Origin of the sequence: Streptomyces spororaveus (assembly GCF_016755875.1) — a bacterium.
GTDB classification, from domain to species: domain Bacteria; phylum Actinomycetota; class Actinomycetes; order Streptomycetales; family Streptomycetaceae; genus Streptomyces; species Streptomyces spororaveus.
In genome coordinates, this window is record NZ_BNED01000005.1 from 6,342,854 (window position 1) to 6,369,027 (window position 26,174).

21 protein-coding genes are annotated in these 26,174 nt (G+C 70.7%); 14 read left to right on the top strand and 7 right to left on the bottom strand.

Annotation, left to right across the window (positions count from 1 at the left end):
• The first annotated feature begins 107 nt into the window (after positions 1 to 107).
• The 11 genes from uvrC to pgi all read left to right on the top strand — a co-directional run bounded on the left by uvrC (position 108) and on the right by pgi (position 14,282).
• Complete coding sequence (gene uvrC / locus Sspor_RS31140) at positions 108 to 2,126, top strand: excinuclease ABC subunit UvrC (protein WP_202202072.1); 2,019 nt, start codon at positions 108 to 110, stop codon at positions 2,124 to 2,126.
• Positions 2,123 to 3,070 carry an RNase adapter RapZ gene (gene rapZ / locus Sspor_RS31145; protein WP_030009073.1) on the top strand — a complete coding sequence of 316 codons (948 nt, stop codon included), beginning with the start codon at positions 2,123 to 2,125 and terminating at the stop codon, positions 3,068 to 3,070. The genes uvrC and rapZ overlap by 4 nt, the downstream gene beginning before the upstream one ends.
• On the top strand, positions 3,067 to 4,131 hold the full coding sequence (locus Sspor_RS31150; protein ID WP_030009074.1) for a gluconeogenesis factor YvcK family protein: 1,065 nt from the start codon (positions 3,067 to 3,069) through the stop codon (positions 4,129 to 4,131). Before rapZ ends, Sspor_RS31150 begins: the two co-directional genes overlap by 4 nt.
• The gene (gene whiA, locus Sspor_RS31155) at positions 4,122 to 5,117 is read left to right on the top strand and encodes a DNA-binding protein WhiA (protein WP_030009075.1); all 996 of its coding nucleotides are present in this window, start codon (positions 4,122 to 4,124) and stop codon (positions 5,115 to 5,117) included. Before Sspor_RS31150 ends, whiA begins: the two co-directional genes overlap by 10 nt.
• Positions 5,118 to 5,268: 151 nt before the next feature.
• Complete coding sequence (locus tag Sspor_RS31160; protein WP_202202073.1) at positions 5,269 to 8,229, top strand: M14 family metallopeptidase; 2,961 nt, start codon at positions 5,269 to 5,271, stop codon at positions 8,227 to 8,229.
• 233 nt (positions 8,230 to 8,462) lie between these two features.
• Positions 8,463 to 9,470 carry a type I glyceraldehyde-3-phosphate dehydrogenase gene (gene gap / locus Sspor_RS31165; protein WP_030762471.1) on the top strand — a complete coding sequence of 336 codons (1,008 nt, stop codon included), beginning with the start codon at positions 8,463 to 8,465 and terminating at the stop codon, positions 9,468 to 9,470.
• A gap of 131 nt (positions 9,471 to 9,601) precedes the next feature.
• Positions 9,602 to 10,816, top strand: coding sequence for a phosphoglycerate kinase (locus Sspor_RS31170; RefSeq protein WP_202202074.1), 1,215 nt, complete (start codon positions 9,602 to 9,604; stop codon positions 10,814 to 10,816).
• Positions 10,817 to 10,822: 6 nt separating this feature from the next.
• Entirely contained in the window at positions 10,823 to 11,599 is a 777-nt protein-coding gene (gene tpiA / locus Sspor_RS31175; RefSeq protein WP_202202075.1) for a triose-phosphate isomerase, read from the top strand.
• 130 nt (positions 11,600 to 11,729) lie between these two features.
• Positions 11,730 to 11,960, top strand: coding sequence for a preprotein translocase subunit SecG (gene secG / locus Sspor_RS31180; protein WP_189973883.1), 231 nt, complete (start codon positions 11,730 to 11,732; stop codon positions 11,958 to 11,960).
• Positions 11,961 to 12,141: 181 nt separating this feature from the next.
• The gene (locus Sspor_RS31185) at positions 12,142 to 12,477 is read left to right on the top strand and encodes an RNA polymerase-binding protein RbpA (RefSeq protein WP_010352468.1); all 336 of its coding nucleotides are present in this window, start codon (positions 12,142 to 12,144) and stop codon (positions 12,475 to 12,477) included.
• A gap of 149 nt (positions 12,478 to 12,626) precedes the next feature.
• A complete protein-coding gene (gene pgi / locus Sspor_RS31190; protein ID WP_202203984.1) occupies positions 12,627 to 14,282 on the top strand; it encodes a glucose-6-phosphate isomerase in 1,656 nt (551 codons plus the stop codon).
• 64 nt (positions 14,283 to 14,346) lie between these two features.
• On the opposite strand, the gene pgl is transcribed toward pgi, so the two are convergent.
• The 5 genes from pgl to tkt all read right to left on the bottom strand — a co-directional run bounded on the left by pgl (position 14,347) and on the right by tkt (position 21,156).
• Complete coding sequence (gene pgl / locus Sspor_RS31195) at positions 14,347 to 15,129, bottom strand: 6-phosphogluconolactonase (protein ID WP_202202076.1); 783 nt, start codon at positions 15,127 to 15,129, stop codon at positions 14,347 to 14,349.
• 223 nt (positions 15,130 to 15,352) lie between these two features.
• Positions 15,353 to 16,390, bottom strand: a complete 1,038-nt coding sequence (gene opcA / locus Sspor_RS31200) for a glucose-6-phosphate dehydrogenase assembly protein OpcA (RefSeq protein ID WP_202202077.1) — start codon at positions 16,388 to 16,390, stop codon at positions 15,353 to 15,355.
• The gene (zwf, locus tag Sspor_RS31205; RefSeq protein ID WP_030720386.1) at positions 16,387 to 17,913 is read right to left on the bottom strand and encodes a glucose-6-phosphate dehydrogenase; all 1,527 of its coding nucleotides are present in this window, start codon (positions 17,911 to 17,913) and stop codon (positions 16,387 to 16,389) included. The genes opcA and zwf overlap by 4 nt, the downstream gene beginning before the upstream one ends.
• A 5-nt stretch (positions 17,914 to 17,918) precedes the next feature.
• Positions 17,919 to 19,037: a transaldolase gene (tal, locus tag Sspor_RS31210; protein WP_202202078.1), complete on the bottom strand. Its 1,119-nt coding sequence runs from the start codon at positions 19,035 to 19,037 to the stop codon at positions 17,919 to 17,921.
• 34 nt (positions 19,038 to 19,071) lie between these two features.
• Positions 19,072 to 21,156, bottom strand: a complete 2,085-nt coding sequence (gene tkt / locus Sspor_RS31215) for a transketolase (protein WP_202202079.1) — start codon at positions 21,154 to 21,156, stop codon at positions 19,072 to 19,074.
• Between the two features lie 333 nt (positions 21,157 to 21,489).
• Here tkt and Sspor_RS31220 point away from each other — a divergent pair, with 333 nt between their 5' ends.
• From Sspor_RS31220 to Sspor_RS31230, 3 genes are all read left to right on the top strand, one after another.
• A complete protein-coding gene (locus Sspor_RS31220) occupies positions 21,490 to 22,431 on the top strand; it encodes a heme o synthase (RefSeq protein ID WP_202202080.1) in 942 nt (313 codons plus the stop codon).
• 15 nt (positions 22,432 to 22,446) lie between these two features.
• Entirely contained in the window at positions 22,447 to 22,821 is a 375-nt protein-coding gene (locus Sspor_RS31225; protein WP_202202081.1) for a hypothetical protein, read from the top strand.
• A 123-nt stretch (positions 22,822 to 22,944) separates the two neighbouring features.
• The gene (locus Sspor_RS31230; RefSeq protein WP_202202082.1) at positions 22,945 to 24,036 is read left to right on the top strand and encodes an amidohydrolase family protein; all 1,092 of its coding nucleotides are present in this window, start codon (positions 22,945 to 22,947) and stop codon (positions 24,034 to 24,036) included.
• 3 nt (positions 24,037 to 24,039) lie between these two features.
• Here Sspor_RS31230 and Sspor_RS31235 read toward each other — a convergent pair whose 3' ends face one another.
• A complete protein-coding gene (locus tag Sspor_RS31235) occupies positions 24,040 to 25,008 on the bottom strand; it encodes a COX15/CtaA family protein (protein ID WP_373318914.1) in 969 nt (322 codons plus the stop codon).
• 25 nt (positions 25,009 to 25,033) lie between these two features.
• A complete protein-coding gene (locus Sspor_RS31240; RefSeq protein WP_202202084.1) occupies positions 25,034 to 26,167 on the bottom strand; it encodes a hypothetical protein in 1,134 nt (377 codons plus the stop codon).
• Positions 26,168 to 26,174 lie beyond the last annotated feature (7 nt).

The following is a 26,174-nucleotide window of genomic DNA, read 5'->3' on the forward strand; positions in this document are numbered from 1 at the left end:
GTTGCTGGGGCTCCGCCCGGACCGTGTGCCTCGATCGCCGGCGGGGCTGGATTTCGAGCCCGGAGGCTTACGGTTCGTTGTCGGTGCGCGCAAGTAGGGTGGTTGGCATGGCCGACCCTTCCAGTTACCGCCCCGAGCCGGGACAGATCCCGGACTCCCCGGGTGTCTACAAGTTCCGCGACGAGCACCGCCGGGTGATCTACGTCGGGAAGGCCAAGAGCCTGCGCCAGCGCCTGGCCAGCTACTTCCAGGACATCGCCGGCCTGCACCCCCGTACAGCCACCATGGTGACCACGGCCGCCTCCGTCGAGTGGACCGTGGTGTCCACCGAGGTCGAGGCGCTCCAGCTGGAGTACTCCTGGATCAAGGAGTACGACCCCCGGTTCAACGTCAAGTACCGGGACGACAAGAGCTACCCCTCCCTCGCCGTCACCCTGAACGAGGAGTACCCGAGGGTCCAGGTCATGCGGGGGCCCAAGAAGAAGGGCGTGCGCTACTTCGGTCCGTACGGGCACGCCTGGGCGATCCGCGAGACCGTCGACCTGATGCTCCGGGTCTTCCCGGTACGGACCTGCTCCGCGGGCGTGTTCAAGCGCTCCGCCCAGATCGGCCGCCCCTGCCTGCTCGGCTACATCGGCAAGTGCTCCGCCCCCTGCGTCGGCAAGGTCACCCCCGAGGAACACCGCGAACTGGCCGAGGACTTCTGTGACTTCATGGCCGGCCGCACCGGCACCTACCTCTCCCGGCTGGAGAAGGAGATGCACGCGGCGGCCGAGGACATGGAGTACGAGAAGGCCGCCCGGCTGCGCGACGACATCGGGGCGCTGCGCCGGGCCATGGAGAAGAACGCCGTGGTGCTCGCCGACGCCACCGACGCCGACCTGATCGCCGTGGCCGAGGACGAGCTCGAAGCGGCGGTGCAGATCTTCCACGTCCGCGGCGGCCGGGTCCGCGGCCAGCGCGGCTGGGTCACCGACAAGGTGGAGGCCGTCGACACGGCCGGGCTCGTCGAGCACGCCCTCCAGCAGCTGTACGGGGAGGAGAAGGGCGAGGCCGTGCCCAAGGAGGTGCTGGTCCCGGCCCTCCCCGAGGACACGCCGACGCTGAACCAGTGGCTCGCCGAGCGCCGGGGGTCCCAGGTCAGCCTGCGGATACCGCAGCGCGGCGACAAGAAGGCCCTCATGGAGACCGTCCACCGCAACGCGCTCCAGTCCCTCGCCCTGCACAAGACCAAGCGCGCCAGCGACCTCACCACCCGCTCCCGGGCCCTGGAGGAGATCGCCGAGGCCCTGGACCTCGACAGCGCCCCGCTGCGCATCGAGTGCTTCGACATCTCGCACCTCCAGGGTGACGACGTCGTCGCGTCCATGGTCGTCTTCGAGGACGGCCTGGCCCGCAAGAGCGAGTACCGGCGCTTCCAGATCAAGACCTTCGAGGGGCAGGACGACGTCCGCTCGATGCACGAGGTGGTCTCCCGGCGCTTCCGCCGCTATCTCCAGGAGAAGCTCAAGACGGGCGAGTGGGACCCCGAGGACGCCGAGGACGCGGCCCGGGAGGTAGCCGAGGACGACGGGCGGCCCAAGCGGTTCGCCTACCCGCCCCAGCTCGTGGTGGTCGACGGCGGGCAGCCGCAGGTCGCGGCCGCCAAGCGGGCCCTGGAGGAGCTCGGGATCGACGACGTCGCCGTGTGCGGCCTGGCCAAGCGCCTGGAGGAGGTCTGGCTGCCCGGCGAGGACGACCCGGTCGTGCTCCCGCGCACCAGCGAGGGCCTCTACCTGCTCCAGCGGGTCCGTGACGAAGCCCACCGGTTCGCGATCCAGTACCAGCGCAACAAGCGGGGCAAGCGCCTGAAATCCGGCCCCCTGGACGAGGTGCCCGGCCTCGGCGAGAGCCGCAAGCAGGCCCTGATCAAGCACTTCGGTTCGGTGAAGAAGCTGAGACAGGCGACAATCGACCAGATCTGCGAGGTCCCGGGCATAGGCCGTAAGACGGCCGAGACCGTGGCCGCGGCCCTCGCCCAGGCGGTTCCCGCTGGTCCTGCCGTCAACACGGCGACAGGAGAGATCATTGAGGATGAGACCCCCGCGCCAGCGGGAGCATCGTCCGAACGGGGGACCGAGCAATGACCGAGCACGAGACCGCGCACGACCGAGACGGAGCACAGGTGAGTACGGGCACGACAGTGGAGCCCGGCGAGACCGCCGAGGCGGCCATCCCCGAGCTGGTGATCATCTCCGGCATGTCCGGGGCCGGCCGCAGTACGGCGGCGAAGTGTCTGGAGGACCTCGGCTGGTTCGTCGTCGACAACCTCCCCCCGGCCCTGATCCCGACCATGGTCGAGCTCGGCGCCCGCTCCCAGGGCAACGTGGCGCGCATCGCCGTCGTCGTCGACGTCCGCGGCCGCCAGTTCTTCGACGCCCTGCGCGAGTCCCTCGCCGATCTCGACAGCAAGGGCGTCACCCGCCGCATCGTCTTCCTGGAGTCCTCCGACGACGCGCTGGTCCGCCGCTTCGAGTCGGTCCGCCGCCCGCACCCGCTCCAGGGCGACGGGCGCATCACCGACGGCATCGCCGCCGAGCGCGACCTGCTGCGCGAGCTGCGCGGCGACGCCGACCTGGTGATCGACACCTCCAGCCTGAACGTGCACGAGCTGCGCGCCAAGATGGACGCCCAGTTCGCCGGGGACGAGGAGCCCGAGCTGCGGGCCACCGTCATGTCCTTCGGCTACAAGTACGGCCTCCCCGTCGACGCCGACCTCGTCGTCGACTGCCGGTTCATCCCCAACCCGCACTGGGTCCCGGAGCTGCGCCCCTTCACCGGGCTCAACGAGGAGGTGTCGGGGTACGTCTTCAGCCAGCCCGGCGCCAAGGAGTTCCTCGACCGCTACACCGAGCTGCTCCAGCTCATCGCCACCGGCTACCGCCGCGAGGGCAAGCGGTACGTGACCATCGCGGTCGGCTGCACGGGCGGCAAGCACCGCAGCGTGGCCATGTCCGAGAAGCTCGCCGCCCGCCTCGCCTCCGAGGGAGTCGAGACCGTCGTAGTCCACCGGGACATGGGGCGCGAGTGACCGCACGGACCCCGCGGCTGAGCCGCCTGCGCCGTCTCACCCCGGGACGGGGCGAGGACGGCGCGGGCCGCTCCGGCCGCTCCGGCCGCCGGCGCGGCGCCACGCCCAAGGTGGTGGCGCTCGGCGGCGGCCAGGGCCTGTCGGCCTCCCTCGCCGCCCTGCGCCGGATCACCGGTGACCTCACCGCCGTGGTCACCGTCGCCGACGACGGCGGCTCCAGCGGCCGGCTCCGGGAGGAGCTCGGCGTGCTCCCGCCCGGCGACCTGCGCAAGGCGCTGGCCGCGCTGTGCGGTGACGACGACTGGGGCCAGACCTGGGCCCGGGTCATCCAGCACCGCTTCCAGTCCGAGGGCGATCTGCACGGGCATGCCGTCGGCAACCTGCTGATCGTCGCCCTCTGGGAGCAGCTCGGCGACCCCGTCCAGGCCCTCGACCTGGTCGGGAAGCTGCTCGGCGCGCAGGGCCGCGTGCTGCCGATGTCGGCGGTGCCGCTGGAGCTCCAGGCCCTGGTCAGGGGCCACGACCCGGCCCGCCCCGAGGACGTGGACACCGTCCGCGGGCAGGCCACGGTGGCGCTGACCCCGGGCGAGGTGCTCTCCGTACAGGTCGTGCCGAGCGACCCGCCGGCCGTGCCGGAGGCCGTCGCCGCGGTCCTGGACGCCGACTGGGTGGTGCTCGGTCCGGGGTCCTGGTTCTCCTCCGTCATTCCGCACCTGCTGGTGCCGGAACTGCTGGACGCGCTGATGGAGACGAAGGCCCGGCGGGTGCTCTCGCTGAACCTCGCGCCGCAGCCCGGCGAAACAGAGGGCTTCTCTCCGCAGCGTCATTTGGAGGTTTTGGCCCGACACGCCCCTAAACTCGCCCTGGACGTGGTGCTGGCCGACGAGGCCGCCGTGCCCGACCGCGAGTCCCTCGCCGATGCCGCGAAACGGTTCGGTGCCGCGGTCGAGCTGGCCCCCGTGGCCAGGCAGGACGGCTCTCCGAAGCACGACCCGGAGCTGCTGGCCGCCGCGTACGACCGTATTTTTCGGATGCATGGAAGGATCGGCCCATGGCGATGACGCCTGCGGTGAAGGATGAGATCTCCCGCCTGCCCGTCACCCGGACCTGCTGCAGGAAGGCGGAGGTCTCGGCGATCCTTCGGTTCGCGGGCGGCCTGCACCTGGTGAGCGGCCGCATCGTCATCGAGGCGGAGCTCGACACCGGGATCGCCGCCAGACGCCTGCGCAAGGACATCCTGGAGATCTTCGGCCATTCCTCGGACCTCGTGGTGATGGCCCCCGGCGGACTGCGCCGCGGCAGCCGCTACGTGGTCCGCGTCGTGGCCGGCGGTGACCAGCTCGCGCGTCAGACGGGCCTCGTGGACGGCCGCGGCCGCCCGATCCGGGGTCTTCCCCCGCAGGTGGTCTCCGGGGCCACCTGTGACGCGGAGGCGGCCTGGCGCGGCGCCTTCCTGGCCCACGGCTCGCTCACCGAGCCGGGCCGGTCCTCCTCTCTGGAGGTCACCTGCCCCGGCCCGGAGGCCGCCCTGGCCCTGGTGGGCGCCGCCCGCAGGCTGTCCATCGCCGCCAAGGCGCGCGAGGTGCGCGGAGTGGACCGGGTCGTGGTCCGCGACGGCGACGCGATCGGAGCGCTGCTGACCCGGCTCGGCGCGCACGAGTCGGTGCTGGCCTGGGAGGAGCGGCGGATGCGGCGCGAGGTGCGCGCCACCGCCAACCGCCTCGCCAACTTCGACGATGCCAACCTGCGCCGCTCGGCACGGGCCGCGGTGGCCGCCGGAGCCCGCGTGCAGCGCGCGCTGGAGATCCTCGGCGAGGAGGTCCCCGAGCACCTGGCCGCGGCAGGCCGGCTGCGCATGGAGCACAAGCAGGCCTCCCTGGAGGAGCTGGGCGCGCTCGCCGACCCGCCGCTGACCAAGGACGCGGTCGCCGGCCGGATCCGCCGGCTGCTGGCGATGGCCGACAAGCGTGCCCAGGATCTCGGCATCCCGGGCACCGAGTCGAACCTCGACCTCAGCGAGGAGATGGCCGACAACATGGCCGGTTAGAGACGGCCCAGGTTGTCCGGTGTACGGCCGAAGGGGCTCGCGCGATCACTCGTGCGGGCCCCTTTGCCGCACGCCCCATTGACATGAGCATGGGCCGGTCTTGAGTCTGGCGTCCGAACGCTTTCGTGGCAGACGACGCCCAGGGGGGCACATGAGTCACCGCGCGAGATCGATCCTCGCCGCAAGCGCACTCGTCTTCGGAACCACACTCGCCGTGCTGCCCGCCGCGGCACAGGCCCAGCCAGGACCCGGCGCCGTATCCGGCGCCGACGAGGTTCGGGTCTACGACGCCGACATCACCAGGGAACAGGTCCCGCTCGTCCTCGCCGCCGGGCAGGACGCGCACGAGCTCTCCGAGCGGGCCCCGGAGACCGGGACCGCCCGGGTCGAGCTCTTCCTCAGCGGCGGCCAGGCCAGGGAACTCGCCGCCCAGGGCGTCAAACTGACCGAGCGCAGGGTTCCCGCCCAGGGCCTCGCCCGGGCCAAGGCCGCCGGGGACGGGGTGTTCCGCCCGTACAGCGGCAAGGGCGGCCTCCAGGAGGAGATCCTGCGGACCGCGCAGGAGAACCCGGAGCTCACCAAGGTCGTCTCCATCGGCAAGACCGTCCAGGGCAAGGACATCCTCGCCCTGAAGGTCAGCAAGAACGCCAGGAAGACCAGGGACGGTGACAAGCCGTCGGTCCTCTACATGTCCAACCAGCACGCCCGTGAGTGGATCACCCCCGAGATGACCCGGCGGCTGATGCACCACACCATCGACAACTACGGCAAGGACGAGCGGATCACCAAGCTGGTGGACTCCAGCGAGCTGTGGTTCCTGCTCTCCGCCAACCCGGACGGGTACGACTACACGCACGCGGCCGACGGCCAGCGGCTGTGGCGCAAGAACCTGCGCGACAACAACGGCGACGGGAAGACCGGCCCCGGCGACGGGGTCGACCTCAACCGGAACTTCGCCTTCAAGTGGGGCTACGACAACGAGGGTTCCTCGCCGGACCGGGCGAACGAGACCTACCGCGGCCCGAGCGCCTCCTCCGAGCCCGAGACCACCGCCCTCGACCGCTTCGAGAAGCGCATCGGCTTCGACTACGCGATCAACTACCACTCGGCCGCCGAGCTGCTGCTCTACGGCGTGGGCTGGCAGGTCGCCACCCCCACCCCCGACGACGTCGTCTACAAGGCGCTCGCCGGCACCCCGGAGAACCCGGCCGTCCCCGGCTACTACCCGCAGGTGTCCTCCGAGCTCTACACCACCAACGGCGAGGCCGACGGACACGCCTCCAACGTCAACGGCATCATGATGTTCACGCCGGAGATGACCACCTGCCAGACCGCCTCGGCGAGCGACCCCAACGATCAGTGGAAGCCCGAGGACTGCGCCTCCGGATTCAACTTCCCGGACGACGAGAAGCTCATCCAGGCCGAGTTCGCCAAGAACGTGCCCTTCGCGCTGTCGGTCGCCGAGAGCGCCGCGACCCCGGACCGGCCGAAGTCCTCGTTGGGCCTGAGCGCCGCCGACTTCACCGTGGACGCCTTCGCCACCTCCTACGTCGCCCGCGGCGAGGACCAGGCCGTCTCCGTCACCGCCCGCAAGGCGCTGAAGGACAAGGAACTCAACTTCCGGATCAACGGCGGCCGCACGCACGACGAGGACCTCAAGGCCTGGAAGGGCGGCGAGGTCTACGGCGGCGACGACAACAACTGGTTCGACGAGTACCGCGCCGAGGTCGACGGCGCGAAGCCCGGCGACAAGGTCGAGGTCTGGTTCACCGGCCGCGACCGCTCCGGCAAGCAGGTCTCCAGCGAGCACTTCACGTACACGGTGGCCGAGCGGCCGCGCGCGGACGTCCTGGTGATCGCGGAGGAGGGGGCCAAGGCCCAGCACGCCCAGACCTACGTCGACGCACTGCGCGCCAACGGCAGGTCGGCGGCGGTCTGGGACGTCGCCGTCCAGGGCGTCCCGCACCACCTCGGCGTCCTCTCCCACTTCGGTACGGCCGTGCACTACACAGGGGCCAAGACCCCCGGCGGCGACACCCAGCTGGCCGTGCGGGACTTCCTGAACGAGGGCGGCAAGCTGATCGAGGCCGGTGAGCTGGCCGGCGGCAACGCCCAGGTCGGCCGCGCCGTGACCAACGACTTCAGCCAGTACTGGCTCGGCGCGTACAGCCGCACGAGCACCCCCGGAGCCACCGGCTTCGCCGGCGCCGGCGCCCTGAACGGGGCGCGGGGCAACGTCGGGGACGCCGCGGGCAACCCGCTCAACGCCCCCGGCGGGTACACCGTGACCTCCGAGACCCTGGCGCCCGCGCAGTTCCCGCAGTTCAGGAGCGCCCAGGCGGGAGCCTTCAGCGGGGTCGTGAACCCGTACGCCCCCTACGCCGGCTCCGGCATGGCCTCGGCCCTGCACGCCGACGACGACTGGAAGCGCCTCACCCGTACGATCGACCTGACCGGGGTCACCGCGGCCGACCAGCCGCAGCTGAAGCTGGCCCTGAACTGGAACGTCGAGGAGGGCTACGACCACGCCGCCCTGGAGGCCCGCACCGCCGGCGGCGACGACTGGACCACCCTGCGGGACACGGGCGGCCTCACCAGCTCCACCGTCCCGGAGGAGTGCGCGGCCGGCTTCTTCGTCAACGGCCACCCGTTCCTGCGCCGCTACCTCACCCTCGACGCCGCCGGCTGCACCCCGCAGGGCACCAGCGGCACGTGGAACAGCTTCACCGGATCCTCCGGCGGCTGGAAGCAGGTCGCCTTCGACCTGAGCGCCTACGCCGGCAAGTCCGTCGAGCTCTCGCTCTCCTACATCACCGACCCGGGCTCGGGCGGCCGCGGCGTCTTCGCGGACGAGGCGCGCCTCTCCGTCCGGGGTGCGGACCAGCCCGTGGAGGGGTTCGAGACGTCGCTCGGCGCCTGGACGGCACAGGCCTCCCCGGCCGGAAGCCCCGATGTTCCTGGCGACTGGGCCCGGACCGGGGAGCTGTTCAAGTCCTACGCGGCGGTCACCACACGCGACACGGTGTTGCTGGGCTTCGGCCTGGAGCACATGCCCACCGCGGCGGACCGTGCCCTACTCGTCGGTAAGGCGCTGCGCACACTGCACCGATGAACAACGCCCCGGTCGTCACTCACCCTGAGTGACGGGGGCCCGAGTCCGGGGGTCCCGTTCCGCAGTGTCCGGAACGGGACCGTCGCAGGAGTACCCCCGGGAAGTAGGGGGAGTGTCAGGTCCCGACCGATGTCACCCAAAAGCTCACGGAGAGGTAGGGTCGTAAGCGGTCGGGGACATCCCATTTCAACTCGCCGGCGCTCTTACCGGCGCACCAACGAGGAGATCGGTTCGTGACGATCCGCGTAGGCATCAATGGTTTTGGCCGAATTGGCCGTAACTACTTTCGGGCGCTCCTGGAGCAGGGAGCGGACATCGAGATCGTCGGTGTCAACGACCTGACTGACAACGCCACCCTGGTGCACCTTCTCAAGTACGACACCATCCTGGGCCGCCTCAAGGCCGAGGTCTCCCACACCGACGACACCATCACGGTCGGTGGCAACACCTTCAAGACCTTTGCCGAGCGCGACCCCGCGAACCTGCCCTGGGGCGAGCTGGGCGCCGACATCGTCATCGAGTCGACCGGCATCTTCACGAAGAAGGCCGACGCCGCCAAGCACATCGCGGCCGGCGCGAAGAAGGTCCTCATCTCGGCTCCGGCCAAGGACGAGGACATCACCATCGTGATGGGCGTCAACCAGGACAAGTACGACGCGGCCAACCACCACGTCATCTCCAACGCCTCGTGCACCACCAACTGTGTGGCGCCGATGGCCAAGGTCCTCGACGAGAACTTCGGCATCGTCAAGGGCATGATGACGACGGTCCACGCCTACACCAACGACCAGCGCATCCTGGACTTCCCGCACTCGGACCTGCGCCGCGCCCGCGCCGCCGCCGAGAACATCATCCCGACCTCCACCGGTGCCGCGAAGGCCACCGCGCTGGTCCTCCCGCAGCTCAAGGGCAAGCTCGACGGCATCGCCATGCGCGTGCCGGTCCCGACCGGTTCGGTCACCGACCTGGTCCTGGAGCTCTCCCGCGAGACCACGGTGGAAGAGATCAACGCGGCCTTCCAGAAGGCTTCGGAGGGGCAGCTCAAGGGCATCCTCGACTACACCGAGGACGCGATCGTCTCCTCCGACATCGTGAACTGGCCCGCGTCCTGCACCTTCGACTCCTCCCTGACCATGGTTCAGGACGGTACGCAGGTCAAGGTCGTCGGCTGGTACGACAACGAGTGGGGCTACTCCAACCGTCTCGTCGACCTCACCGTCTTCGTCGGCGGTCAGCTCTAAAAACGTAGGGCAAGGCACCACGATGTGAAGCACAGGGTCCGAGCAGCGCGACGATGCGCCGCACGGGCCCTGTTGCTTGCCTCGTTATCCTTCCTCGCCCTTCGAGTGAAGGCTCAAAGGAGTAGAAATACATGAAGACGATCGATGAACTGCTCGCCGAAGGCGTCAAGGGCAAGCGGGTCTTCGTCCGCGCGGACCTGAACGTCCCGCTGGCCGAGGGCACCATCACCGACGACGGCCGCATCCGCGCCGTCCAGCCCACCATCGCGAAGCTCGCCGAGGCCGGCGCCCGCGTCATCGTGGCCTCGCACCTGGGCCGTCCCAAGGGCGCCGGTGTCGAGCCGGCGTTCTCGCTCGCGCCCGCCGCCACGCGCCTCGGCGAACTGCTCGGTGCCGACGTGGCCTTCGCCACCGACACCGTCGGCTCCTCCGCCAAGGAGACCGTCGCGGCCCTCGCCGACGGCCAGGTCGCCGTCATCGAGAACCTGCGGTTCAACGCCGGTGAGACCTCGAAGGACGACGCCGAGCGCGGCGCCTTCGCGGACCAGCTCGCGGAGCTCGCCGACATCTACGTGGGCGACGGCTTCGGCGCCGTGCACCGCAAGCACGCCTCGGTCTTCGACCTCCCGGCCCGCCTCCCGCAGGCCGCCGGCTACCTCATCGCCACCGAGGTCGGCGTCCTGAAGAAGCTGACCGCCGAGGTCGAGCGCCCGTACGTGGTGGTCCTCGGCGGCGCCAAGGTCTCCGACAAGCTCGCCGTCATCGACGAGCTGCTCGGCAAGGCCGACCGCATCCTCATCGGCGGCGGCATGGCCTACACCTTCCTCTACGCCAAGGGCTACGAGGTCGGCATCTCCCTGCTCCAGAAGGACCAGGTGGAGGTCGTCAAGGAGTACATGAAGCGCGCCGAGGAGACCGGGGTCGAGCTGGTCCTCCCGGTCGACGTCCTGGTCTCCGCGGAGTTCCCGGACCTCAAGGGCAAGACCCCGGCCGACTTCACGGTCGTCGACGCGGACAAGATCCCCGCCGACAAGGAGGGCCTGGACATCGGCCCCAAGACGCGTGAGCTGTACGCGTCGAAGATCGCCGACGCGAAGACCGTCTTCTGGAACGGCCCGGTCGGCGTCTTCGAGCACCCCGACTACGCCGGGGGCACCACGGCCGTCGCCCAGGCCCTGCTCGACAGCAGCGCCTTCACCGTCGTCGGCGGTGGCGACAGCGCCGCCGCGGTCCGCATCCTGGGCTTCGACGAGAATGCATTCGGCCACATCTCGACCGGTGGCGGCGCCTCCCTCGAATACCTTGAGGGCAAGACGCTCCCCGGCCTCGCCGCCCTGGAGGGCTGAACCCGTATGACCACGCGCACCCCGCTCATGGCGGGCAACTGGAAGATGAACCTCAACCACCTCGAGGCCATCGCCCACGTCCAGAAGCTCGCCTTCGCCCTCACCGACAAGGACTACGACGCCGTCGAGGTCGCGGTCCTGCCGCCCTTCGTCGACCTGCGCTCGGTCCAGACCCTGGTCGACGGCGACAAGCTGAAGATCAAGTACGGCGCCCAGGACATCTCCGCGCACGACTCCGGTGCCTACACCGGTGAGATCTCCGGCCCGATGCTGTCGAAGCTGAAGTGCACGTACGTGGCCGTCGGCCACAGCGAGCGCCGCCAGTACCACGGCGAGAGCGACGAGATCTGCAACGCCAAGGTCAAGGCCGCCTTCCGGCACGGGATCACCCCGATCCTGTGCGTCGGAGAGGGCCTGGACGTCCGCAAGGCCGGCCAGCAGGTCCCGTACACGCTGAGCCAGCTCGACGGCGGCCTGGAAGGCGTCCCGGCCGACCAGGTCGAGTCCATCGTGATCGCCTACGAGCCCGTCTGGGCCATCGGGACCGGCGAGGTCGCCACCCCCGACGACGCCCAGGAGGTCTGCGGGGCGATCCGCGGCCGTCTCGCCGAGCTGTACTCGCAGGAGCTGGCCGACAAGGTCCGCATCCAGTACGGCGGCTCCGTGAAGTCCGGGAACATCGCGGCGATCATGGCTCAGCCCGACGTCGACGGCGCCCTGATCGGCGGCGCGGCACTGGACGCGGAAGAGTTCGTCAAGATCGTCCGCTTCCGCGACCAGTGAGTATGCGGTAGGGCCGATCCGTCGTACCCTTGCGGGGGCCAGAGGCTGATGCATCAGCCCCTGGCCCCCGCGCACATCTCGCAAAGCCGGAAAGCCCGAAAAAGCCAGAAAGTAGGAATCAGCCGTGATTATGGGGTTCTCGATCGCCCTGATCGTCTTCAGCGCCCTGCTGATGCTGCTCGTGCTGATGCACAAGGGCAAGGGCGGCGGCCTCTCCGACATGTTCGGCGGCGGTATGCAGTCGTCGGTCGGCGGTTCCTCCGTCGCGGAGCGCAACCTGGACCGCATCACCGTGGTCGTCGGTCTGCTGTGGTTCGCGTGCATCGTCGCGCTCGGCCTGCTGATGAAGGCGAGCAGCTGACCGTTCTGGCCATTCCGGCAGTCCGGTCGGCACCACCCGGCCTATCATGAGGGCCGGCGTTCATCGCGTGGAATCAGTAACTCCGCTCACTGGACGTGCGTTGGGCCTTACGTAGACTTGGGCGCTCCGCGGCAGAATTCCACTCACCTTCCGCGGCACCATCACGCAGGGAGTTACGACCGTGGCAAGTGGCAACGCGATCCGTGGTAGCCGGGTCGGAGCGGGGCCGATGGGTGAGGCAGAGCGCGGCGAGTCCGCGCCCCGCCTGCGCATCTCCTTCTGGTGCTCGAACGGGCACGAGACGCAGCCGAGCTTCGCCAGCGACGCGCAGGTGCCGGACACCTGGGACTGCCCGCGCTGCGGGTTCCCGGCCGGCCAGGACCGGGACAACCCGCCCGCGCCGCCGCGCACCGAGCCGTACAAGACACACCTGGCGTACGTACGGGAACGGCGCTCGGACGCCGACGGCGAGGCGATCCTCGCCGAGGCGCTCGCCAAACTCCGAGGCGAGATCTGAGACGGCTCGAAGACTGTGACGTGAGGCCCGGTCCCCCAGGAACTTCTCCTGTGGGACCGGGCCTCTTTGTGTGCGTTCTGCCGCTTCCGATCCTTTAGGTTGGAGCCGGCGGGGCACGACAGGACGGAAGAAGTGGGTTGATGTCCGAGATGAACGCAGGCAGCCGTACGAAGCTGACCCGGACGCCCGAGTGGCTGGCACTGGGCAAGCACCGGGAGGAGTTCGGGCAGACGCATCTGCGGGAACTGTTCGAGGAGAATCCCGGCCGCGGCGCCGGCTACACCCTGCAGGTCGGAGACCTGCACATCGACTACTCGAAGCACCTCGTCACCGACGAGACGCTCGCGCTGCTCCACGAGCTGGCCGACGCCACGGGCGTCGCCGAGCTGCGCGAGGCGATGTTCCGCGGCGAGAAGATCAACACGACCGAGGACCGGGCGGTGCTGCACACCGCCCTGCGCGCGCCGGCGGACGCGGTCGTCGAGGTGGACGGCGCGAACGTCGTCCCCGAGGTGCACGCCGTCCTCGACAAGATGGCGGCCTTCTCCGACCAGATCCGGTCGGGAGCGTGGACCGGCTTCACCGGCAAGCGCATCCGCAACGTCGTCAACATCGGCATCGGCGGCTCCGACCTCGGCCCGGCCATGGCGTACGAGGCCCTGCGCGCCTTCACCGACCGCGATCTGACGGTGCGGTTCGTCTCCAACGTCGACGGCGCGGACCTGCACGAGGCCGTGCGGGACCTGGACCCGGCCGAGACGCTGTTCATCATCGCCTCCAAGACCTTCACCACCATCGAGACCATCACCAACGCCACCTCGGCGCGCGGTTGGCTGCTCGCCGGGCTGGGCGGTGACCAGGCCGCCGTGGCCCGGCACTTCGTGGCGCTGTCCACCAACGCCGAGAAGGTCACCGAGTTCGGCATCGATCCGGCCAACATGTTCGAGTTCTGGGACTGGGTCGGCGGACGCTACTCCTTCGACTCCGCCATCGGCCTCTCGCTGATGATCGCGATCGGCCCGGACGCCTTCCGGGAGCTGCTCGGCGGCTTCCACGCCATGGACGAGCACTTCCGCACGGCGCCCGCGCACGAGAACGCGCCGCTGCTGATGGGCCTGTTGGGGATCTGGTACGGCGCCTTCTTCGACGCCCAGTCGCACGCGGTGCTCCCGTACAGCCACTACCTCTCGCGGTTCACGGCGTACTTGCAGCAGCTCGACATGGAGTCCAACGGCAAGTCCGTGGACCGCGATGGCAATCCGGTGGAGTGGCAGACGGGCCCGGTGGTCTGGGGCACGCCCGGCACCAACGGGCAGCACGCCTACTACCAGCTGATCCACCAGGGCACGAAGGTGATCCCCGCGGACTTCATCGGCTTCGCCCGGCCGGTGGCGGAGCTGGAGGCGGCCCCGGCGGCCCAGCACGACCTGCTGATGGCGAACTTCTTCGCGCAGACCCAGGCGCTGGCCTTCGGCAAGACGGCGGACGAGGTGCGGGCCGAGGGCGCCCCGGAGTCACTGGTCCCGCACAAGACCTTCCACGGGAACCACCCCACGACCACCATCCTGGCGGGGGAGCTCTCCCCGGCGGTGCTGGGCCAGCTGATCGCGCTCTACGAGCACAAGGTGTTCGTCCAGGGCGCGGTGTGGAACATCGACTCCTTCGACCAGTGGGGCGTCGAGCTCGGCAAGGTGCTCGCCAAGCGCGTCGAGCCCGCTCTGAGCGAGGGCGCGGACGTGCCGGGGCTGGACGCCTCGACCAAGGCCCTGGTGGCCACCTACCGGAAGCTGCGCGGCCGTAGCTGACCCGGGTACGTGAAGGGCCCGCCTCCCGGTACCGGGAGGCGGGCCCTTCACGCGTCGGCCGCCTTCAGGAGGAGGCCGGGGGGTACATCCCGGTCGGGAGCTTGGCCGCCGCCGCGCGGTCCAGGAGCCACAGGGTGCGGGAGCGGCCGTACGCCGCCGCCGCGGGAGCCTGGACCTCGCCCGCGCCGCCGAGGGCCAGGGAGACCGCCCCGGCCTTGTCCTCACCCGCGGCCAGCAGCCACACCTCACGGGCCGCCCGGATCGCCGGGAGGGTGAGCGAGATCCGGGTGGGCGGGGGCTTCGGCGCGCCGTGCACGCCGACGACCGTGCGCTCGGTCTCGCGGGCCGCCGGGTGCTCCGGGAACAGCGAGGCCACGTGGGTGTCCGGGCCCACGCCCAGCATCAGCACGTCGAAGGTGGGGACCGGACCGTGGTCCTCCGGACCGGCGGCCTTGGCCAGCTCGGCCGCGTAGGCGGCCGCCGCAGCGTCCACGTCGCCCCCGTACGGGCCGTCCGAGGCGGGCATCACGTGGACACGGGCGGGGTCCACCGGGACCGCGTCCAGGAGGGCCTCGCGGGCCTGGGTGTGGTTGCGCTCGGGGTCGTCGGCGGGGACGTACCGCTCGTCGCCCCACCACAGGTCCAGCCGGGACCAGTCGATCGCGTCCCGCGCCGGGGCGGCGGCCAGTGCCGCGAGCAGGCCGTTGCCGTTGCGTCCGCCGGTGAGGACGACGGACGCGGTGCCGCGGGCCGTCTGCGCGTCCACGATCTTCGTGATGAGCCGGGCCGCGGTGGCCTGCGCCATCAGTTCCTTGTCCCGGTGGACGACGACCTGGGGAGCCGTCATACCCATGTGCTGCCGCCTTCTTGGTAGTGCGGGTGGTGCGGGTACCGCTGCGCGGAGCCGTCCCCGCCCCGCCCTTTCGCCGTTTCCCGGGGCTCCGCCCCGGACCCCGCGCCTCAAACGCCGGCGAGGCTGGATTTCCAGCCCGTCCGGCGTTTGAGGACCGGGTCCGGGCAGAGCCCGGTTTCGGGAAGGGGCGGGGCGGGGCGAGCCCCGCAGGGCCCCGTTACTTGGCCGGGGCCTTCTTCGTCGGCTTGGCCGCCGGCTTCGAGGGCTCGGCCTTGGCCGGAGCGGCGGCCTCGGCCTTGGCGGGAGCCTCGGGCTCCGCCGGGGTCGCCGACGCCTCCAGCCGCGCCACGCCGAACTTCAGCGAGGCCTCGTACGTGTTGTCCGGGTCCAGCCTGCGCAGCTCCTCCGCCAGGAGCTCGGCCGTGTCGCGGCGCTTGAGCGCCACCGCACGGTCGGGCTGCCCCGGCATGCAGAGCGTGGCCAGCGCGCCGTCCGCCCGGTCCAGGACGATGTCGCCGTCCTTGGTGGACAGGCGTACGGCCGTCAGGCCCGGGCCCGACGACAGCGTGCGCTTGACGGGGACCTGGAGCCGGTCCGCCAGCCACATGGCCAGCAGTTCGCAGCTCGGGTTCTCGTCCTCGCCCTCGACGGTCGCCGAGGCGACCGACAGGGCCTGCTGGTCCAGTGCGGCCGCCAGCATGGAGCGCCACGGGGTGATGCGGGTCCACGACAGGTCCGTGTCCCCGGGGGAGTACGCCCCCGCCCGGCCGCCGAGCGCCCTGATCGGGTCCTCGCAGGAGTACGTGTCCGTGATCCGGCGCTGTCCCAGCGCACCCAGCGGATCGCCCGCCAGGTCCGCGGGGGCACCGTCCGGCCACCAGACGACCACGGGGGCGTCCGGCAGGAGCAGCGGGAGAACCACCGACTGGGCGTGGTCGACCAGTTCGCCGTGAAGGCGGAGCACAACCGTTTCACCGCTGCCGGAGTCCGCCCCGACGCGGACTTCCGCGTCGAGCCGGGCGTCGCGGCGGCTGCGTGGCGAGCGGCTGGCCCGCTTGATGACGACGACGATCCGCGAGGGGTGTTCGTGGGACGCGTCGTTCGCCGACTTGAGCGCGTCGTACGCGTTCTCCTCGTCGGTCACGATCACCAGCGTGAGGACCATGCCGATGGCCGGCGTGCCGATGTCCCGGCGTGCCTGCACCATCGCGGCGTTGATCTTGCTGGAGTTGGTCTCCGTGAGGTCGATCTTCATGGCCGGCGCCAGCTCCGTCCGTCTCGTGCGAGCATCTCGTCCGCCTCGACCGGCCCCCAGGTGCCCGACGGGTACTGCGCGGGCTTGCCGTGCTTGTCCCAGTACTCCTCGATCGGGTCGAGGATGTTCCAGGACAGTTCGACTTCCTGGTGACGCGGGAAGAGGTTCGCGTCGCCGAGGAGCACGTCGAGGATCAGCCGCTCGTACGCCTCGGGGCTCGACTCCGTGAAGGACTCGCCGTAGGCGAAGTCCATCGTGACGTCCCGGACCTCCATGGAGGTGCCCGGGACCTTGGAGCCGAAGCGGACCGTCACGCCCTCGTCCGGCTGGACCCGGATGACCAGGGCGTTCTGCCCCAGCTCCTCGGTCGCGCCCGACTCGAACGGCAGGTACGGGGCCCGCTTGAAGACGACCGCGATCTCGGTCACCCGGCGGCCCAGGCGCTTGCCCGTCCGCAGGTAGAACGGGACGCCCGCCCAGCGGCGGTTGTTGATCTCCAGGCGGATGGCCGCGTAGGTGTCGGTCTTCGACTTGGGGTCGATGCCGTCCTCTTCGAGGTACCCGACGACCTTCTCGCCGCCCTGCCAGGCCGCCGAGTACTGGCCGCGCACGGTGTGCTTGCCCAGGTCCTCCGGCAGCTCCACGGCGGTCAGCACCTTGAGCTTCTCGGCCACCAGCGCCTTGGGGTGGAAGGAGCCCGGCTCCTCCATCGCGGTCAGCGCGAGCAGCTGCAGCAGGTGGTTCTGGATGACGTCACGGGCCGCGCCGATGCCGTCGTAGTAGCCCGCCCGGCCGCCGATGCCGATGTCCTCGGCCATGGTGATCTGCACGTGGTCGACGTACGACCGGTTCCAGATCGGCTCGAACATGGTGTTGGCGAAGCGGAGCGCCAGGATGTTCTGGACGGTCTCCTTGCCGAGGTAGTGGTCGATCCGGAAGACCTCGTCACGCGGGAAGACCTCGTGGACGACCTTGTTCAGTTCCTCGGCGCTCTTCAGGTCGTGTCCGAAGGGCTTCTCGATGACGGCACGCCGCCAGGAGCCCTCCTTCTGCGCCAGCCCGTGGTCCTTGAGCTGCTGGACCACCTTCGGGAAGAACTTCGGCGGGACGGACAGGTAGAAGGCGAAGTTGCCGCCCGTGCCCTGCGCCTTGTCCAGCTCCTCTATGGTCGCCTTCAGCGTCTCGAAGGCGGCGTCGTCGTCGAAGTCGCCCGAGACGAAACGGCAGCCCTGTACGAGCTGCTGCCACACTTCCTCGCGGAAGGGCGTCCGGGAGTGCTCCTTGACGGCGTCGTGGACCACCTGCGCGAAGTCCTCGTCCTGCCACTCGCGGCGGGCGAACCCGATCAGCGAGAAGCCCGGTGGGAGCAGGCCTCTGTTGGCCAGGTCGTAGACGGCAGGCATCAGCTTCTTGCGCGACAGGTCACCCGTAACGCCGAAAATGACCAGGCCGGACGGCCCCGCGATACGCGGGAGCCGCCGGTCCTGTGCGTCACGAAGCGGGTTCGCTCCGTTTACAGACAAGGTGTTCAGGCCTCCGTGGGGGCGAGGCGCTCAAGCTCCGCCTCGGTCGACTTCAGCAGGTCGTTCCAGGACGCCTCGAACTTCTCGACGCCCTCGTCCTCGAGCAGCTGCACCACATCGTCGTACGAGATGCCCAGCTTCGCGACCGCGTCGAGCTCGGCGCGCGCCTGCCCGTAGGTGCCGCGCACGGTGTCGCCCGTGATCTGCCCGTGGTCGGCGGTGGCCTCCAGGGTGGCCTCCGGCATGGTGTTCACCGTGTTCGGGGCGACCAGGTCGTCCACGTACAGGGTGTCCTTGTACGCAGGGTCCTTGACGCCGGTCGAGGCCCACAGCGCACGCTGCTTGTTGGCGCCGAGACGCTCCAGGGCGGCCCAGCGCTCCGAGGCGAAGACCTCCTCGTAGGCCTCGTAGGCCAGACGGGCGTTGGCGAGCGCCGCCTTGCCCTTGAGGGCCTTCGCCTCGTCGGTGCCGACCGCGTCCAGGCGCTTGTCGATCTCCGAGTCCACACGGGACACGAAGAAGGAGGCGACCGAGTGGATCAGCGAGAGGTCCAGGCCGGCGGCCTTGGCCTTCTCCAGACCCGACAGGTACGCGTCCATGACCTCGCGGTAGCGCTCCAGCGAGAAGATCAGCGTGACGTTGACGCTGATGCCCTTGCCGATGACCTCGGTGATCGCCGGCAGGCCGGCCTTGGTCGCCGGGATCTTGATGAGCGTGTTCGGGCGGTCCACCAGCCAGGCGAGCTGCTTGGCCTCGGCGATGGTCGCCGGGGTGTTGTGCGCCAGGCGCGGGTCGACCTCGATCGACACGCGGCCGTCCTGGCCGTCGGTGCGGTCGTAGACCGGGCGCAGGATGTCGGCGGCGTCCCTGACGTCCGCCGTCGTGATCATGCGCAGGGCCTCTTCCACGGTGACCTTGCGGGTCGCGAGGTCGGTGAGCTGCTGCTCGTAGCCCTCGCCGCCGCTGATGGCCTTCTGGAAGATCGCCGGGTTGGTGGTGACACCGACCACGTGCGACTGGTCGATGAGCTCGGCCAGGTTGCCGGACGTGATGCGCTTGCGGGACAGGTCGTCCAGCCAGATCGCGACGCCTTCGTCGGAGAGGCGCTTGAGTGCGTCTGTCATGGGATTACATCTCCTACTTGGTTCCGGACCGGCGTCAGCGCGCGGCGGCGAGGGATTCGTTGGCGGCGGCCACCACGTTCTCGGGGGTGAAACCGAACTCGCGGAAGAGCACCTTCGCGTCGGCCGAGGCACCGAAGTGCTCCAGCGAGACGATCCGGCCGGCGTCGCCGACGTAGCGGTGCCAGGTCAGGCCGATGCCCGCCTCGACCGCGACACGGGCCTTCACCGACGGAGTCAGGACGCTGTCCTTGTACTCCTGGCCCTGCTCCTCGAACCACTCGACGGACGGCATCGAGACGACCCGGGTGGGGACGCCCTGGGCCTGGAGCTGCTCGCGGGCCTCGACGGCCACGTGCACCTCGGAGCCGGTGCCGATGAGGATGACCTGCGCCGGGCCGCCCTCGGCCTCGAACAGCACGTACCCGCCCTTGGCGGCGTCCTCGTTGCGGTCGTACGTCGGCACACCCTGGCGGGTCAGCGCGAGGCCGTGCGGGGCGCCCTTGCCGAAGACCTTGGTGTGGCGGCGCAGGATCTCGCGCCAGGCGATGGCGGTCTCGTTGGCGTCGGCCGGGCGGACGATGTTCAGGCCCGGGATGGCGCGCAGCGAGGCGAGGTGCTCGACCGGCTGGTGGGTCGGGCCGTCCTCGCCCAGACCGATGGAGTCGTGCGTCCACACGTACGTCACCGGCAGGTGCATCAGCGCGGACAGGCGGACGGCGTTGCGCATGTAGTCGGAGAACACCAGGAAGGTGCCGCCGTAGATGCGGGTGTGGCCGTGCAGGGCGATGCCGTTCATGGACGCGGCCATGGCGTGCTCGCGGATGCCGAAGTGGATGGTCCGGCCGTACGGGTCGGCCTCCGGCAGCGGGTTGCCCACCGGCAGGAACGAGGAGTCCTTGTCGATGGTGGTGTTGTTGGAGCCGGCGAGGTCGGCCGAGCCGCCCCACAGCTCCGGGATGACCGCGCCGAGCGCGCCGAGCACCTTGCCGGAGGCGGCGCGGGTGGCGACGGCCTTGCCGGTCTCGAAGACGGGGAGCTTGTCCTCCCAGCCCGCGGGCAGCTCGTTGGCGTTGATGCGGTCGAACTCGGCGGCGCGCTCCGGGTTGGCGGTGCGCCAGGCGGAGAACTCCTTCTCCCACTCGGCCTTGGCCTCGCGGCCGCGGTCGAGGGCCTTGCGCGTGTGGGCGATGACCTCGTCGGAGACCTCGAAGGTCTGCTCCGGGTCGAAGCCGAGGACGCGCTTGGTGGCCGCGACCTCGTCGTCGCCGAGCGCCGAGCCGTGGGCGGCCTCGGTGTTCTGGGCGTGCGGGGCGGGCCAGGCGATGATCGAGCGGGCCGCGATGAAGGACGGGCGGTCCGTGACGGCCTTGGCGGCCTGAAGGGCGGCGAACAGCGCCTTCGGGTCGAGGTCGCCGTTCTCCTGCTGCTCGACGCGCTGGACGTGCCAGCCGTACGCCTCGTAGCGCTTCATGGTGTCCTCGGAGACGGCCGTCTCCGTGTCACCCTCGATGGAGATGTGGTTGTCGTCCCACAGCAGGACGAGGTTGCCGAGCTTCTGGTGGCCGGCCAGCGCGGACGCCTCGTGGGAGATGCCCTCCTGGAGGCAGCCGTCGCCCGCGACCGCGTAGATCATGTGGTCGAACGGGGAGGCGCCCTGGGCGGCCTCCGGGTCGAACAGGCCGCGCTCGTAGCGGGCGGCCATGGCCATGCCCACCGCGTTGGCGATGCCCTGGCCGAGGGGGCCGGTGGTGGTCTCGACGCCCGCCGTGTGGCCGTACTCCGGGTGGCCGGGGGTCTTCGAACCCCAGGTCCGGAAGGCCTTCAGGTCGTCCAGCTCCAGCCCGAACCCGCCGAGGTACAGCTGGGTGTAGAGCGTCAGGGACGAGTGCCCCGCGGAGAGCACGAAGCGGTCGCGGCCCACCCACTCGGGGTCCGCCGGGTCATGCCGCATCACCTTCTGGAAGAGGGTGTAAGCGGCGGGGGCCAGGCTCATCGCCGTACCGGGGTGGCCGTTTCCGACCTTCTGGACCGCGTCAGCGGCCAGGATGCGGGCGGTGTCGACGGCCCGCTGGTCCAGTTCGGTCCACTCGAGCTCTGTGGTGGTCGGCTTGGTGCTCACCGTGGGTCAGGGCTCCTCTCCACATGTATGAATCCCGGTGACGAACGGTGCACCGGCGCGATTCCGAGCCTACCCCCGCAACGGCGTGCAGCTATTCGAGTGCAGGCAGTCCGTCACCGCGCCGCCGACCCGTGTTCACCCGCCCACGGGTGTCCGGTGTGGCCCGTGCCCCGTATATATGCACGGTCCGATCGGCCCAACACGAAGCGACCCCGGCGCGGGGCGACGTAAGCGCAACGTCTACAGTGGCGTGGTACGCGCAAGCCTTAACCGGGCCTTCATGTTGTGAACGGCCTGAGTCGGAGCTTGCTGGATTCTCTCTCAGGGGTGTGCGTGACGGCCGTCGAATCCCGTCCAGCGGGGGTGCTCGGGACGAGCCCCGGTCAGCGGCCGCTCGGGACCCGCGTCATGGCTTTCGTGGCATTGACCAAGCCGCGGATCATCGAACTTCTGCTGATCACCACAGTGCCGGTGATGTTCCTCGCCGAGCAGGGTGTGCCGTCGCTGTGGCTGGTCCTCGTGACCTGCTTCGGCGGCTACTTGTCGGCCGGCGGCGCCAACGCGCTGAACATGTACATCGACCGGGACATCGACGCGCTGATGGACCGGACCTCGCAGCGCCCACTGGTGACCGGCATGGTCAGCCCGCGGGAGTGCCTGGCCTTCGGCCTCACCCTCGCGGTCGTCTCCACGCTCTTCTTCGGCCTGCTCGTCAACTGGCTGTCGGCGGCGCTGTCACTCGGGGCGCTCCTCTTCTACGTCGTGGTCTACACGATGCTGCTGAAGCGGCGCACCGCGCAGAACATCGTGTGGGGCGGCATCGCCGGCTGCATGCCGGTGCTGATCGGCTGGTCGGCCGTCACGAACACGGTCTCCTGGGCCGCGGTCATCCTCTTCCTCGTCATCTTCTTCTGGACGCCGCCGCACTACTGGCCGCTCTCGATGAAGGTGAAGGACGACTACGCGCGGGCCGGCGTGCCGATGCTCCCGGTCGTCGCGGGCAACAAGGCCGTGTCGCGCCAGATCGTCCTCTACAGCTGGGTGATGGTGGCGGTCTCGCTGCTGCTGACCCCGCTGGGGTACACCGGCTGGTTCTACACCGCGGTCGCGCTGGCGGCGGGCGGCTGGTGGCTGTGGGAGGCGCACGCGCTGCACGCACGCGCCAAGGCGGGCGTCACGGGCGCGAAGCTCAAGGAGATGCGACTGTTCCACTGGTCGATCACCTATGTGTCGCTGCTGTTCGTGGCGGTGGCCGTGGATCCCTTCCTCCGCTGATTACTCGCCGGTAGCATGGCTTCCATGGGAGACACCGCAGACACCGCCGCCGCGGACACCGCTGGCGCCGCGGAGAAGAAGCAGGACCGTAAGGCCGCGAAGCTGGCCAAGCAGATCGGCGCGTTCGCCAAGCAGCACGGCGGCGTCGAGGGCCAGCTCGCCCACATCGGCCAGGCCGGCACCCGGATCGTGCTCGTGGGTGCGGACGGCGGCTGGGGCGACCTGGTGGCCCCCACCTTCGCGGTGGCGCAGCTCGCCGCGGAGAAGGCCGGGCTGACCCTCCACGACGAGTTCGACGGGGAGTTCGCCGCGCGCGTGCGCACCGGTCCGTACGAGTGGACGCGGATGGCCGGCATCCAGATCGGCGGCCCCGAGAACCCGGCGGCCTAGGCGGAACGCGTCCGGGGACCCGGGAGTGCCGTCTCGGTCAACAGCCCGAGCAACACCTCACACCCCGCTCACCCGTTAGGACGTGTGGAAGCGCCTTCCTCACGTCCGCAACGGGATGCCCGGATGATCGAAACGCCGCCCCTGGTGGACCAGTACTGCCACGGAGTACTCCGTACGGAGCTGGGCCTGGGCACCTTCGAGGCCCAGCTGATGCGCTCGGCCGGCCCGCCGGCCGCGGGCACCACCTTCTTCGACACCCAGACCGGCTTCGCGGTGCGCCGCTGGTGCCCACCGCTGCTGGGGCTGGAGAAGCACGCCACCCCCGCCCGCTATCTGGCGCGGCGGCGCGAGCTGGGCGCGGCCGAGACCGCGCGACGCCTGCTGCGGGGATCCGGGGTGGCCGCCTACCTGGTCGACACCGGGGTGGCCGGGGACCTCACCGGGCCCAAGGAGCTCGCGCTCGCCGGGGACGCCGAGGCGTTCGAGTCGGTCCGGCTGGAGTTACTGGCCGAGCAGGTCGCCGACACCTCCGGGACGGTGGGCGCCTTCCTCGCCAATCTCGCCGAGGCCGTCCACCACGCCGCCGCCGGGGCCACGGCCTTCACCTGTGCCACGGCCTTCACCCGCGCGGACACCCCGGCCGTCCCACCCGAGCCGCCCGGTCCCGGCGCGGTGCGCGGGGCGGCCGGACGGTGGCTGGCCCGTCGGCCGCGGGGCGGGGCCGTACGGGACCCCGTACTCCTGGCCCACCTGCTGTGGAGCGCGGTGGCCTCCGGGCTGCCGCTCCAGCTGCACACGGGCGAGGCCGACCCGGCCGCGCTGACCGGGTTCGTCCGGGCCACCGCGGGCCTCGGTACGCGGCTGGTGCTGCTCGGCGGATATCCGCACCACCGCCGTACCGCGCAGCTCGCGGCGGCCTTCCCGCACGTCTACGCCGACACGGGCGCGGCGCTCGGGCAGAGCGGGGCGCGGGCCGCGGCGGTCCTGGCGGAGCTGCTGGAGATCGCGCCGTTCGGGAAGGTGCTGTTCTCCAGCGGCGGCCGGCAGCTGCCCGAACTCCACGCGGTGGGCGCCCTGGTGTTCCGCGAGGCGCTGGGCCGGGTGCTGGGCGGCTGGGCGGCCGAGGGGTCCTGGTCCTGGCGGGACGCGGAACGGGTGGCGGGCCTGGTCGCGGCGGACAACGCCCGCCGCGTCTACCGTCTGGACACGCCGTAGAGGTCAGGCGGCGGAGAGCTGGGGGTCGCCCTGGACGGGGATCTCCACCTGCTCGACGGGCCGCTCGCGCAGGCTCAGCGCGACCCGGACCACGGCGATCCACACCAGGCAGGAGCCGAGCATGTGGGCGCCGACCAGGACCTCGGGGACCTGGGTGGCGTACTGCACGTAGCCGATCGCGCCCTGGGCGAGCAGAACGACCAGCAGGTCGCGGGCGCGGGCCCGGGTGTCGGCGGGCGCGTCCACGACGCGCAGGACCAGCCACATCGCGATGCCGAGAGCGCACACCAGCCAGGCGGCGGCGGCGTGCACGTGGACGGTGGTGTCCCAGTCGAAGGGCATGCGCTTGATCTCGCTGCTGTCACCGGCGTGCGGACCGGCGCCGGTCACGACGGTGCCCACCGCGATCAGGACGAGGGTGGTCGCGAGCAACGCCCACGACAGCTTGCGCACCGGGCCGGGCACGCGCGGCCGGGGGGCGCCGTCGCCCTCGCGGGTGCGCTGCCAGGTGGCCGTCGTCACGGCGATCAGCGCGGTGGCGAGGAGGAAGTGTCCGGCCACGCTGTACGGGTTGAGTCCGGTGCGGACGGTGATTCCGCCGAGCACGGCGTTCGCCATCACGATCGCGAACTGGACCCAGCCGAGCTGCGTCAGGGAGTGCCGCCAGGGCTTGGCCGAGCGGGAGGCGACGATTCCCCAGCCGACGGCCGCGCTGAGCACGTAGGTCAGCATCCGGTTGCCGAATTCGATGGCGCCGTGGAAGCCCTGCTGCTGCGTCACGATCAGGCTGTCGTCGGTGCACTTGGGCCAGGTGTCGCAGCCGAGGCCGGATCCGGTCAGCCGTACCGCGCCGCCGGTGACGACGATGGCCACGCTCATGACGAGCGCGGCGAGTGCGGCCCGCTGGACGATCCGGGGTGAGGGGGTCCAGCGGCTGGCGATGTAGGCGAGGGGGTTCGACACGCCCCATATCGTAGGCGACCACTTGTGCAAAGTTTCACGAGGGGGTGGTCAGGGGTGTGTCCGGCCCGGCGGCCAGCCGGTACTTCGCTCCCGCGGGGTCGCCTTCCTCGTGCCACCACAGGAGGACGCGCCACTGGGCGCCCTCGCCGGGGTGGTCCGCGGAGTCGACGAACCCCCGTAGTAATTCACCCGCTACGTCCTTGGCCGTCCGATTCCTTACTTCTGTGGCGCTGTGCCAGGGATGTTCGAGTACGTTCCACAGGCCGTCGGGCCCGCGCACCTCGAAGCGCCACACCGCGAGCCAGGGGGTGACCTCCAGCATCGTGCGCACCTGTTCGGCGCCGAGACCCAGTCCGGCCGCGATCCCCGGCTCCGCCACCCCCTGGATACGGGCGGCCACCACGGCCCGGGGCAGCAGCCGTTCGGGCAGCAGCCCCTGCGTGCGCAGGCTGACCAGCGAACCGAAGGTCAGGAAGCGCAGCCGCAGTTCCAGCTGGCGGCCGATGTGGTCGAGGGCCTCCTCGGCCTCGGCGGACTCCTCCGCGGCCGGGTCCGCGAGCAGCAGCTGCCGGAAATCGGACTCGGCGGCCACGGCCCAGGCCACGGCCTCCTCGGCGAACCCCAGCTCGGCGAGGCGGTCCCCGAGGAACACCTTGGCCTGGGCCAGGCCCCGCCGGTTGACCGGATCCCGCTGGTCCAGTCCCGCCCACACCTCCACCGCGGTCCGGGTCAGGTCGCGGGCGCGCTCACCGGCCGCCCACTCCATGGCGCTCGGCCCCTCGCCGGAGGCCGGGCCCAGCGGGTGCTTCGGCAGCCGGGCCCCGTCGCTGAGCGGCCAGGACAGCCAGACGCCGTGGTTGATCAGCCCGCGGGCGTACCAGCGGGCGAACTCGGGGGAGTGCCCGGCCGCGCGCTCGGAGTTGCGCAGCCCCTCCTCGATCGTGGCGAGGGCGCCGGCCCGGTCCCCGGCGGCGAACCGCACGGCGGCCCGGTCGGCGAGCCGCAGCCCGAGCAGCGCGGTGCACCGCGGGTCGTCGGCGAACGGGCGCAGGGCGCCGATCAGCTCGTCGAGAAGCCGCTCGCGCTCCCCGGGCTCCGTGTGCTCGGCCCCCGACCGCACCCGTGCCCATCGTTCGTCCAGCCGTAGAACGGCGTCCCGCTGCACCATGTCCGCC